The sequence below is a fragment of the Spirosoma migulaei genome (assembly GCF_054776855.1).
The window spans coordinates 532,086-544,129 of sequence record NZ_BAAHBG010000005.1; the positions used below are offsets into that span (position 1 = coordinate 532,086).

Genomic DNA, 12,044 nt, shown 5'->3' on the forward strand with positions numbered 1-12,044 from the left:
CTGCGAGAGGCTACAAATCGAAGCGGGATGGCTTATCAAATGAGCGAGTTCGTTCTTTCGTGAAAATTTCCCGTAAGATAGCCTCTTCCTGTTTGTCAAACGACTTACCTCGTCGTTTGAAGGCTTCGGCTGCTACTTCAAGCGCTTTCTCAAGTCGGTAGGTAGCAAAACCGTCGATAGCGCCCCCCCACGAAAAGGAGGAGATATGTTTTGGCTGAAATCCGCTGCCAAACACATTGGCGCTAACGCCCACAACGCTGCCTGTGTTGAACATGGTGCTAATACCCGCTTTGGTAAAATCGCCCATCATCAGGCCGCAGAAAATCCGCCCTGTATCTTCGAGATGGCCGGTTGCGTAGGAGTGGAGCTTAACGTTACTGTAGTCGTTTTTTAGGTTTGAGTTGTTCACATTAGCGCCCAGATTACACCACTCGCCAATCACAGAATTTCCGAGAAACCCGTCATGGCCTTTGTTACTGTACCCAAAGAAAATAGAGTTACCTACTTCGCCCCCAACCTTACAGAATGGGCCAATGCTGGTGTTACTACGCATTTTGCCACCCCAATTTACTGTTGATTCTTCGCCCAGCGAAAATGGCCCGATCACAATGGAGCCTTCGCTAATTGTGGCGTTTTTGCCAATGTAAATCGGCCCACCTTCTGCATTTAAGATAGCCGCCCGGATGGTAGCACCAGGCTCTACGAAAATGTTCTCAGGCGCGTAGCAACGCGTAAATGGGTCTGTGATCGGTGTTGAGGTTCGCCCGGCGGTTAAGCGAGTAAAGTCGGCACGGATTTGATCGCCATTATGCACGAAAATATCCCACGGATTAAAGACAATCGTGAGCGGGTTGGAAAATGTCTGAAAGTCGTACGCATCATCCACGGTTGGTGGGGTAGCCAGTGGACTACTCGTTCGAACGACCAGTACGACCCCATCCGCGGTAATGAGTCCTGCACCCGCTGCCAGAGTCGCCATAGCTTCCTGCAAGGCTGATGTGGGGCAAACCGCGCCGTTAACATACCAGTTATCATCTCCGGCGATTTGCGGAAATTTGGTCTGTAAGTAGGGTTCGGTTAAAAACGATCCGGGCTGTCCAAGCACATCAGCCCACTTCTCGGCCAGTGTCTGGATGCCAATTCGGATGCCTGCTACCGGCCTGGTGAAGGTGAAGGGCAGCAGCGCAGTTCGGATAACCGGGTCGTCAAATAAAATCAGGTTTGGCATTGAGTACGTCAATGGATCTAGTGGCAAATATCTAACCTTAATCTGTAAAAAGAGAATACATGAAAGAGTACTTTTACCAAAATGACGACGGCCTTATCTATCGACACCATCATTCAGCGCATTGCCTATTTGCAGGGTAAGGATGACCTGTTCCCGTCGGTACGTCGGAATGATGCACTAGGCTACCGGCGGGCAGATACGAATGTTTTCTTTACGGCCATTACCGTGTTTACTTTACAAACGTTGCGCGCCAGAGTATCGCCTATCGCCCAAACGCTGATTGATCAGATTACGCAACGAGCCACAATTACTTACCCAATTTTTCGAAATAAAGACGGCCTGAATACCTACAATTTCTGGCCTACGCGCCCCTCCCGACACTTCCCGAACGGCTTTCTGTTCCATCGTTTTGAGCATTTTCGTATCCCCGACGACATCGACGATACGGCCATGGTGTACCTGACAACGACTCAGCCCCAGTCGGACGCCCTCTGGCTGAAAGACAAACTGAGTCAGCACGCCAACGGTAGCCAGCGACACCAGATTCGGAATACCTACCCGGAATACCGGCAGCTACGCGCTTACTCAACCTGGTTCGGCAAAAACATGGGCGTGGATTTCGATGCCTGTGCGTTGAGTAACCTGCTCTATTGTATTTATCAGTACAAATTGCCTTTAAATCAGCATGATACAGATTCTCTGACTTATCTGCGATCAGTAGTGGAATCAGGACGGTATGTATCAGAGCCGTTCCGATGTGCGCCCCACTATGCCCGAACGTCACTCATTATCTACCATCTGGCGCGATTGATGGCCGCTTTTGCTATTTCCGAACTGAAACCTATTCGCCCCCGCCTGATCGCCGACGCGCATCACCAGTTGACTAATGCCACGAACCGGGTGGAACAACTATTGCTGGCAACGGCACTGGGGTGGTTGGGCGAACCGGTGCCTGCCATCAATCTCAACGAGATCGAACAGGATTTCGATACCTTTCACTTCTTCATTGCGGGCTTGCTCACGGCCTACGAACAGCCCTGGCTGCGCCGGTTCGCCGACCGTCCGCTTACGCAAATGCGCTGGCAATGCGAGTCCCACTGCTGGGCGCTGGTGGCGGAATACGTTGTTATGTATGATGTGTGAACGCGAAAAGTGGATCCGGACGGAGTAAGCGAACTATTTATAAAGACGTAACTTTACGAACATATAATTGCATAATTCATGAAAACACATGGACAGTCGGCTTCTGGGACTCTTCGTAGACATAAACTCGCTACGGCTAGCTTAGCTGCTGTTGCCCTTTTATTAACCTGTAATCAGAAAACAGCCGCGCAGCAACCGCTTCAGGGGCTTGTGAAGCAGGTCGAGTCTATTTCCGGGAAGAAAGAATACCTGGCATCGCCTTTCGTAACGGCTGGCAATCGGTTGTACTTGGTTGGGCATCAGGACGGTAAATTTCCGGATCTGGGTTGGCACATAACGGGCGAAATGGGCGGAATTTGGGATCACCCGATCAAGTTAATGGATGGTTTTACAGCCTCGGTCACCATCGGGCAGCAAGCGGTTTGCCTCGATAAAGCTGATACATTCATCAACTATCCGTTTGCCAATAAGCACCTGTACCAACGGGTGACCGACGGGCTGGACGTGGAGCGCTTTCAGTTTGTGCCCGACAACAAAGAGGGTATGGTGGTGGAATATACCTTTGTAAACAAGCAATCAAAGCCGCTCACGCTTCAGTTTACCTGGACAGCCCATACGGATCTGCGTCCGACCTGGCTGGGCGAACGCACCAACATGGTCGATGCACCCGATCAGGCAACCTGGCAGGCAAAAGCACAATCCTGGCTGGCGAAGGATCAAAAAAATGACTGGTTCGTTGTATTTGGTGCCAATGTTCCCGCCCGCCAGCATCATCAAAACAAAGGCTGCGAGTTTGTATCGGCCGGGAAAGGATGTGCGGCTTCGCTGGTGTACACGATCACGGTGCCCGCCAACGGAAAAACACAACTGCCTATTACCATTGCCGGTTCATACAAATCGGTCGAAGCAGCCAACCGGACCTTTGCCGATGTTCAGAAAAATGCCTATAACTATTTGGCTGGTAAGAAAAACCGGTACGCCACCATCGACCAACTGGCATCGGTGCATATGCCGGACAAAAAACTGGAACAGGCGTTTCGCTGGGTGAAATACAATACCGACTGGCTGATTCGCGAAGTGCCCGAAATTGGTCGGGGGTTGTCGGCGGGTTTGCCCGATTATCCATGGTGGTTTGGGGCTGATGGCTGCTACACCCTGTCGGGTCTGATCACAACGGGAAACCGGCAACTGGTGTATGATTCCGTCGACCTGCTGAATAAAATATCTGAAAAGGAAAATGGCAACGGACGGATCATTCACGAAGTGTCGACGAACGGCGCGGTTTTCAATCCCGGCAATTTGAACGAAGTGCCCCAGTTTACCAGTATGATCGCTGAAGTCTACCGATGGACAGGCGACAAAGGCTTTCTTCGCAAGTACTTCCCGACGGTAAAAAAAGGAATGACCTGGTTGCTGGCGGAAAACGACAAAGACAAAAACCTGCTTCCCGATGGCTTCGGCATGATGGAAATCCACGGCATGAACAGCGAGATGATCGATGTGGCGGTGTATACGCAGGAGGCTTTTGCCAATGCGGCCTACATGGCGTCGGAACTCGGCGACAAAACGCTGGCGATGGATTATCAGCGCAAAGCCGCTACCCTGAAAACGAAAATAAACACCGATTTCTGGGTACCCGAAAGCGGTTCCTATGCCGATTTTATCGGGACCAAAGCCGAGGCTTTGCAACTTGTGGAAGGGGCCATTGTTCGGGCCGATACGCTACACAAACCCTGGGCAGTGGAGGAACTGAAAGCCACCCGGCAGAAGCTGCGTCTGTTGCCCGAGGATACCAAAAAAGGCTTTGTGCTGCACCATAACTGGGTGGTTAACACGCCCATGGAAACGGGGGTCGCCGATCCCGGTAAGGCGGCTATTGCGCTTCAAACGGCCAGCAAATTTACGAACCCGTTTGGCCTGTTCGTTACGGGTATCGACCGCGACGAGTCGGCCGGAAACGATGAGGGGTCATTCACCCTGAACAAGAAAGTATTTACCTATACCGGCGCGGTAATGACCTTACCAACGGGTGTGGGCACGATTGGAGAAAACAATTATGGCCATCCCGACGAAGCACTGGGCTATCTGAAACGAATGACCAAAACATTTAGCTACGCCTTTCCGGGCTCTATTTACGAAGTGTCGCCGGACTACGGCATGGTTACGCAGGCCTGGAACATGTACAGCTATGCCGTACCGATCATCAAGCAATTTTTTGGTATTCGCCCCGAAGCGTCCCGTAAATTAATTGTAGTTCAGCCGCAAATGCCCGGTGCCTGGGACAAAGCCAGCGTTGCCAACGTGGCCATAGGCGACAACATGCTGTCGATGGGCTACGCCAAAGCGGGCGAGCAGTTGACATTGTCGATCACTCAAAAACAACCCAACTGGACCGTGAGGCTGACATTCCCAAAAGGCAAATACCGGAACTGGGAGGTAAACGGCAAAAAGGTGCCCGTGCAGAGCAATGCTGATTCTGATTTTGTTGAGCTAAATGGGCCTTCACTCCGCGTGCGTTTGCAATAAGTCTGACCTATGTAGGCACCCAGACCCAGCTATTGCATAACACCCGATCCATTCTATTATAACCCCATTCCGCCATCCACAAAAATGGTTTGTCCTGTTACATAGCGGCCTGCGTTGGAGCATAGAAGAACGGCCATTCCGGCAATGTCTTCGGGTTGCCCTTCGGAGCCAATGGGAATAGTCATGCGTTGACTGATTTTGTCGGGAATGGGTGGGGCAGGTTCGTTGGTACGGGGTGTGTCGATGACGCCGGGGGAGAGGTTATTGACTGTAACACCTTGGTCGGCCAGTTGCAGGGCCAGATTCCGAACCATGTTGGCTACTGCTGCTTTGGTGCCTGCATAAACGAGCATGGCGGGATGTGGTTTCAACTCCTGTATGCTGCCAATGGTCAGAATGCGCCCCCAGTCGCGCTCGGCCATGGCGGGTGCAAACCGTTGTATCATCAGGAGCGTCGATTTCCAGTTGGCGTTTACCTGCTTATCGAAATCATCGACCGTAGTATCCTCCCACTTTTTTGGTACCTGTACCGACGCGTTGGCCACCAGAATATCGATGGGGCCAAAGGGTTCAGTTGCCTGTCGATATAGGGATTCGACAGCAGCATCTTCGCTAAAATCAACCCCAATTACCGCACTTTTACCCCCTCGTTGTCGAATCTGGTTGGCTACCTGTTGTGCCTCTTCATCACCGTGTCGGTTATGTATGAGCACAGTTGCGCCAAATTCGGCCAGAGCCATTGCTATTGCCTGGCCAATACCCTGACTGGAGCCGGTTACTAGGGCATTTTTCCCGGAAAGGTTGAGTAAGTCTTTAAGCATGAATAGTTTACGGTTTATGGTATTCAGTCTACGGTTGGCTGACGCGTAAGCAACATATGCGTCAGCCAACCGTAGACTGAATACCATAAACCGTAAACAAATAAAATTTTCCTTAAAACTTATTTAACGCCACTATCAATACGTTTTCGTCATGTCGGTAGGGATGGCCAGCACGAAGTCGGCCAGATTCCGGTTCTCACTGGCGGGGTTATCAATGTCCGATACTTCCACCGAAGAGAGCGTCAGAATTTTGAGCGGTCGGGTAGCTCCGGTGGATTGTTGCTGGCGCAGATACCAGACGATTCCTTCAAAGTTTTTAGAATGATAATCGCCATTGAAGTGCAGGAGCGTTTGGCCCGGTTTCAGGTTTTGCTGAATAAAATAAGCCATCGTAGCGTCTTTTATGGCCTGGGCGCGGGCAAAATTGGCCGTCATGTCGCTGGTTGTTCCGTGTAGATTTGCCGTAGTAGAAGTGCTTGTTCCACTGGTCGTTGTACTGCTGCTTGGTGCTGGTGAGCTCATCATGTCCATCATAGCTTTGTAGCCAGGCAGGGTCAGGTCGACGGTTAGCGGCAGGGGAGCCACCTGACGCTTCGCTTCGGCAGAAATCGTATCGAGGGCTGATAACCCCTGACGAGATACTAGTCGAGCGTATCGACGCGGTACATTCGTGGCAATAAACTGAATGTGTTGCTCGCGGGCGAAATCGGCAATGGGCTTATAGTCGGTCGTGAAGTTGGGCCACAGGCGAGCTTGTGTAGCCAGTTCTTTCGCCGTGGTTTTTCCCTGTACGTAATCGCTCAGGGCAGTTTGATTGTCCGACTCGAACATCTCTGCACCGAGAATCAGATTGCCTTTTTTTGCGGCCTGTAAATCTTTGGTGAGCTGGAGTTCAAGCCAGTGGCAAATGGGGTCATTATGCAGTTCGCCAAAAAATACCACATCGGCCTCGGTAGCCTGACGAAGTAATTTGGCGTAGGTGGTCGATTTCAGGTTCTGCGTATACAGGCGGTAGGCAGGCCGGTCAGGACCACGGAAAGCAAACGCCAGGACACAAAGTAAAACAAGGATAGGTCGCATGAGAAAGTAGAATGTTCAGCCTCCCGAAAGTATTGAACTTTTGGGAAGTTATTAGCCAATCAGTCAATTCTGTAACCAATCGTCCGAACAATTCGTTACCTTTTTGGTAGTTAATCCTCTCTTCCCAATGAATTTACTAGAAACCCTGCGGCAGTTTCCGGCATTAGCTGAGGTACCTGATCAACAGCTTCAGTGGCTTATTGATCGGTCTGAAGAAGTTAGTTTTCCTGCCGAAACGGTTATTTATAAACCGAATGAACCCGTTGATTATCTGATATTATTGCTGGAAGGGCGTATTCGGATCGAATCGGGCTCCAATGGTATGGGTGACGAGTTAATCACCTATGAGGACCACTCTATTCTGGGTGTTCTGCCGTTTTCAAGGATGAAAAGCATCCCGAATCGGATGATGGCGGAGCGGACCACCCATGTACTCCGGCTTCACCGCGATCACCTGCCTGATCTGATTCATAGTTGTTATGAACTCACTGAAACGTTTGTTCATCAAATGAACACCCGCATTCGGGATTTTACCAAGCTGACGCAGCAGAACGAGAAAATGGCGTCACTTGGGCGTTTATCGGCCGGGTTGGCGCATGAACTGAACAACCCGGTAGCCGCCGTCGTACGATCTGCCGATACGCTGAAAACGCATATGCGGGCTACGCCTGAGGCCTTTAAAACCATCATGCATCTCAAGCTGACCGATGAACAGGTGGACTCCGTAAATACCGTATTTTTTGGGAAATTAGATCAGTGTCTGGCAAAGGGTGCGGCAAAACCACTAACCCTGCTTGAGCGGAGTAGTCTTGAAGATGACCTTACCGACTGGCTCGACGATCATGGGGTTGATGACTCCGTAGATCTGGCCGGACCATTGGTTGAGTACTGTTTTACCGTAGCTGATCTGGACTGGATTCTGGAAAAAATTGGGGATGATAATCTGGCCGGTGTGATTAGTTGGTTGGTTAATAATCTGGTAACGGAAAATTTGGTGCTGGATATTAGCGAGGCATCCAAACGAATCTCAACACTGGTCAATTCGATAAAAAACTACACCCATATGGATCGGGGTGTGGGAAAAGAGCGTATTCAACTGGCAGAGGGTATTCGTAATACGCTTATCCTGTTAGATCATAAAGTCAAGAGTAAGCACATTGGCGTAAAACTCAATCTGCCCGATGATCTGCCTGCTGTTTGTGGCTGGCCGGGCGAACTGAACCAGGTCTGGACCAACCTGTTCGACAACGCCATTGATGCCCTGCCCGATGGGGGTCAACTGGAAATTAGTAGCCAGGTAGATCGCCGGTCGGAGGAGCACATGGAGTTTGTGTTGACCAAAGTAATTGACAACGGAACGGGTATTCCGAAGGATATTCAGGATAAAATATTCGAGCCCTTTTTTACAACCAAGGAGATTGGCAAAGGTACCGGCCTCGGCCTCGATATTGTGCAGGGCGTTATAAAACACCATAATGGCTCCATCAAAGTCCAGTCGGAACCCGGCCGGACAGAGTTTAGTATTTGTTTACCAGTCGAATGATAATGTACAATGCATAATGGAAAATGCATAATGATTCTGCCTTCCATGAATGCCTCATTTATCATTTATCATTATTCATTTTACATTAAATACTATGCGCCTTCCTATCATTTTTGCTATTGACGACGACCCTCAGGTATTGCAGGCCATCCAGCAGGATTTGCGGAAGCAGTATCGAAAAAAATACCGGATTATGGCCACCAGTTCGGCTCGGGAAGCGCTTGATTCACTGCCTGAGTTGAAGAAACGGGGAGAAGAAGTAGCCCTGTTTCTATCCGATCAGCGAATGCCGGATATGACGGGCGTTGAGTTTCTGATCCAGGCTCGTAAGTGGTTCCCGAATGCCAAACGAACGTTGCTCACCGCGTATTCGGATATCGATGCGGCTGTGCGGGCCATTAATGAGGTTCAGTTAGATTACTACATTGCCAAGCCCTGGGACCCGCCCGAAGAAAAACTCTACCCCGTTCTGGACGATCTGCTCGGCGACTGGTTTTCTGACTATCGACCCGCTTTTGATGGATTAAAACTAGTGGGTTACCAGTTTTCCTCGCAGTCGCATGAGTTAAAGGATTTCCTGTCGGGTAACCTGTTCCCGTATCAGTGGCTCGACATTGAAAACGACCCTCAGGCGCAGGAACTGATTGACTTACACGGTCTAAGCCGAACTGATTTACCCGTTGTTGTTCTTGACGATGGCTCAATACTGACGCAGCCAACCATTGCTGAACTGGGTGGCAAATTGGGGTTACAACCCAAAGCGTCCCAGGATTTGTACGATCTGGCTATTATTGGGGCTGGCCCCGCTGGACTGGCCGCTGCCGTTTATGGGGGTTCCGAAGGCTTAAAAACTATTCTGGTCGATAAACGTGCGCCCGGTGGGCAGGCGGGTACAAGTTCGCGGATTGAAAATTATCTTGGCTTTCCTAACGGCCTGAGCGGTGCCGACCTCACCCGACGTGCCATTACCCAGGCACAACGATTTGGCGTCGAGTTTCTGGCTCCTCAGGAGGTGGTATCGATTAAATCGCAGGGACAGTACAAGCACATAAAAATGTCTGATGACAGCGAGGTAGTTGCGCGGGCCATCGTGTTGAGCACGGGTGTAGCGTACCACAAACTGGAGAACGAAAGCCTCGATAAGTTTACGGGGGCTGGCGTTTATTACGGAGCCGCCACCACTGAAGCCTATGCCTTTAAAGGGAAGCCGGTGTACATTGTGGGCGGGGGTAATTCCGCGGGCCAGGGTGCTATGTATCTGTCCAGAACTGCGTCCGAGGTGTTTATCTGCGTGCGTCGGCCCGATTTGTCCGAAACTATGTCGCAGTATCTTATTGACCAGATCAACCGGACTCCAAACATTACCCTCCTAGGCTGTACTGAAGTGGTTGAGGGGCTGGGTAACGAACAGTTAGAATGTCTGGTGCTGGAAAATATGGATTCGCACGAACGTCGGACGGTGAAGGCGGCTGGATTATTCATTTTCATCGGTACAAAACCCTTCACCGACTGGATCGAGATGAACATCATTAAAGATCCCAAAGGGTTTATTGCCACTGGGCGTGATCTGGCCCGTTACGCTGATTTTAAACAGGTTTGGAAACATGACCGGGAGCCATACCTGCTCGAAACATGCAGCGCAGGCATTTTTGCCGCTGGCGATGTACGCGCTGGTGCCATGAATCGCGTAGCTTCAGCCGTAGGGGAGGGTGCCATGGCTGTGAGCTTTGTACATAAATACCTGGCAGAATTTTAACGGATATATCAGATATCTATCAGGTCAAGTCGCTGAGCGCGGTCGTTGATTAGTTGCTTATAGGCCAGTTTCGTATCTACGGATAAAAAACTGGTTTCTATCCAGTTAAATACAGCTGGCAATCGGCGACGAAATCGTTGGTGTACATTGGCTCGCTGTTTATCTGTAAGACCCAGGTAAGTTGTAAAGGCTAGCCAATCGTCGGTACGAAATCTGCTTTTTTTGCCATTAAGGGTTAAGGCTAACTCTTCCTGATCGTCGGGTATTATTAGTTTCGTAGCCAGTAAATCGTAAGCGGGGGTTAGGGTAATAGCTTTCTCATCAGTACGCCATAACGAAAAGTTTTTCAAATGCATGTCGGCATTCCCCGTCAGAAAACAAAACAGGGTTAACTCATACAGGGTGACCAGATCGAGTGCTGCCTGTGTGCTATGCTGCCGAATAAGTCGGGCTACTAGTTCCATTGAGCCTTTGTACTTATCAACCGTTAAGCGTTCTGCTAGCTGGCACATATCTTCCATGGGACGTTTATGGCCCTGGTCAGTTCGGTCAATACGCTGGGTAAGGTACGCTAATTCGCCGGTTTGCAGCCGGATCAGCGTATGCGGTACCGTAACAATCCCAAATAGATTTGCCAGGTGCATGGTTAAATCTTCGTTTTCAGGCATCTCTGGATAGCGCTCATAGGGTGGCTTTAGAATATAACGGCCCCAAAGGCCAACCAGCGTTAGTCGGGTTGATCCATCAACGGATTTTAGATCAAGTGAGAGTTTGGGCTGTACACCTGTTACACTAACATGTTGGCGCACAATCTGCTCTGCCAGTTCGTGCATAGTGGCCAATGAATAAGGGAGTACAGGTGGCTGGGATATACCAAATAACGCCCGACTACAGCGTGGGTGAAAATCTGTCTGGTTATTAGCCAGCGGTTGATAGCAGTATAGGCATTGACTCATTCGGGTGTAGCTATAGGGATAATACTTACCGCGCCAATGCAGTCCTGACAACAGGCAAGTAACAACCCAAATCGGTCGTTGATCTGTATTTTCCAGCTTCGTTCGGCAATATCCAATAACCAGCCTTCTGGAATTAACCCGTCGAAAAATGGGAACAGGATTGTATTTTTATATTGTTTAGCCGTTAACGGTAGCGTCAGGCTAATGGGTTGGGCATCCGATTGAGATAAGAATTCGGAGTTGTATCTGAACTCATAACCTTCGTCTGTTTCAGTAATGTAACCGGCTTGTTTATCGCCTAGCCAGACCTCTGCTTTTCGATTCATCGGAATGGGTTTCTTTAGCGGTGGAAGACTGCATAGGTACAGGGCCGACCTGATGGTTAAACAGTTGTAATACCTGATTTATCTTGTCGAGCCGAAGCGTTGATTTACCTTGCTCAAGCTCACGAATAAACCGCAAGCCTACGCCGGCTTTATAGGCCAGGTCTTCTTGGGTAAGGTTGGCCTTTCGGCGACTTTGCTTCACGAACTGACTTAAAAGTGTAGGCATAGTATACCTTATCGGGTATATTTATTGAAAACATCGTTAGTTTATACCTTTTCGGGTATACCGTCAAAAATAATAAACGATTTTATACCTGATAAGGTATAACTCATTTCATATAGTTTACCGACATGCTCAAAAAAACTATCTGCGACCACCTGTCTTCTCTGACGGAAATCCGCACCGCTCGCGAATACGTATGTGAAGAGTGCATCAAAACCGGCGACTCATGGGTACACTTACGGACCTGCCAAACCTGCGGGACAACGCTCTGCTGCGATTCATCGCCCAACAAACACGCAACGAAACATTTCCTGGCTAGCGAGCATCCGGTTGTGATCTCGTCAGAGCCTGGCGAACGGTGGCTCTGGTGCTTCGTTGATGAGCAAATGGCCGGGTATTGAACAAGGAGAATGGTATTCGGTTTACGATATAAGGTTTACGG

The 12,044-nt window shown here is 49.9% G+C and carries 11 protein-coding genes; 5 read left to right on the plus strand and 6 right to left on the minus strand.

Going from position 1 to position 12,044, the window contains the following annotated elements:
- Positions 1-10: 10 nt before the first annotated feature.
- Complete coding sequence (locus ACYVGO_RS07750) at positions 11-1,228, minus strand: GlmU family protein (protein WP_460968763.1); 1,218 nt, start codon at positions 1,226-1,228, stop codon at positions 11-13.
- A gap of 81 nt (positions 1,229-1,309) precedes the next feature.
- On the opposite strand from ACYVGO_RS07750, the gene ACYVGO_RS07755 reads away from it, so the two are divergent.
- Complete coding sequence (locus tag ACYVGO_RS07755) at positions 1,310-2,371, plus strand: hypothetical protein (RefSeq protein ID WP_460968765.1); 1,062 nt, start codon at positions 1,310-1,312, stop codon at positions 2,369-2,371.
- 78 nt (positions 2,372-2,449) lie between these two features.
- Positions 2,450-4,897 (plus strand): alpha-L-rhamnosidase-related protein, encoded by a 2,448-nt coding sequence (locus ACYVGO_RS07760; RefSeq protein WP_460968767.1) that lies wholly within the window; start codon positions 2,450-2,452, stop codon positions 4,895-4,897.
- A 56-nt stretch (positions 4,898-4,953) separates the two neighbouring features.
- On the opposite strand, the gene ACYVGO_RS07765 is transcribed toward ACYVGO_RS07760, so the two are convergent.
- Positions 4,954-5,718, minus strand: a complete 765-nt coding sequence (locus ACYVGO_RS07765) for an SDR family NAD(P)-dependent oxidoreductase (protein WP_460968768.1) — start codon at positions 5,716-5,718, stop codon at positions 4,954-4,956.
- 135 nt (positions 5,719-5,853) lie between these two features.
- A complete protein-coding gene (locus tag ACYVGO_RS07770; protein ID WP_460968770.1) occupies positions 5,854-6,798 on the minus strand; it encodes a ChaN family lipoprotein in 945 nt (314 codons plus the stop codon).
- A 127-nt stretch (positions 6,799-6,925) separates the two neighbouring features.
- Between ACYVGO_RS07770 and ACYVGO_RS07775 the strand changes: the two genes are divergently transcribed.
- Together ACYVGO_RS07775 and ACYVGO_RS07780 are read left to right on the plus strand one after the other, a co-directional pair.
- Complete coding sequence (locus tag ACYVGO_RS07775; RefSeq protein ID WP_460968772.1) at positions 6,926-8,341, plus strand: ATP-binding protein; 1,416 nt, start codon at positions 6,926-6,928, stop codon at positions 8,339-8,341.
- 94 nt (positions 8,342-8,435) lie between these two features.
- Positions 8,436-10,097, plus strand: a complete 1,662-nt coding sequence (locus ACYVGO_RS07780) for an FAD-dependent oxidoreductase (protein WP_460968774.1) — start codon at positions 8,436-8,438, stop codon at positions 10,095-10,097.
- A gap of 8 nt (positions 10,098-10,105) precedes the next feature.
- Here ACYVGO_RS07780 and ACYVGO_RS07785 read toward each other — a convergent pair whose 3' ends face one another.
- From ACYVGO_RS07785 to ACYVGO_RS07795, 3 genes are read right to left on the minus strand one after another with little or no spacing between them, the layout of a single operon-like run.
- Positions 10,106-11,053, minus strand: coding sequence for a HipA domain-containing protein (locus tag ACYVGO_RS07785; protein ID WP_460968775.1), 948 nt, complete (start codon positions 11,051-11,053; stop codon positions 10,106-10,108).
- On the minus strand, positions 11,050-11,379 hold the full coding sequence (locus ACYVGO_RS07790) for a HipA N-terminal domain-containing protein (RefSeq protein WP_460968777.1): 330 nt from the start codon (positions 11,377-11,379) through the stop codon (positions 11,050-11,052). Before ACYVGO_RS07790 ends, ACYVGO_RS07785 begins: the two co-directional genes overlap by 4 nt.
- Entirely contained in the window at positions 11,345-11,605 is a 261-nt protein-coding gene (locus ACYVGO_RS07795; RefSeq protein WP_460968779.1) for a helix-turn-helix transcriptional regulator, read from the minus strand. Before ACYVGO_RS07795 ends, ACYVGO_RS07790 begins: the two co-directional genes overlap by 35 nt.
- 125 nt (positions 11,606-11,730) lie before the next feature.
- On the opposite strand from ACYVGO_RS07795, the gene ACYVGO_RS07800 reads away from it, so the two are divergent.
- A complete protein-coding gene (locus ACYVGO_RS07800) occupies positions 11,731-12,003 on the plus strand; it encodes a UBP-type zinc finger domain-containing protein (protein ID WP_460968781.1) in 273 nt (90 codons plus the stop codon).
- Positions 12,004-12,044 lie beyond the last annotated feature (41 nt).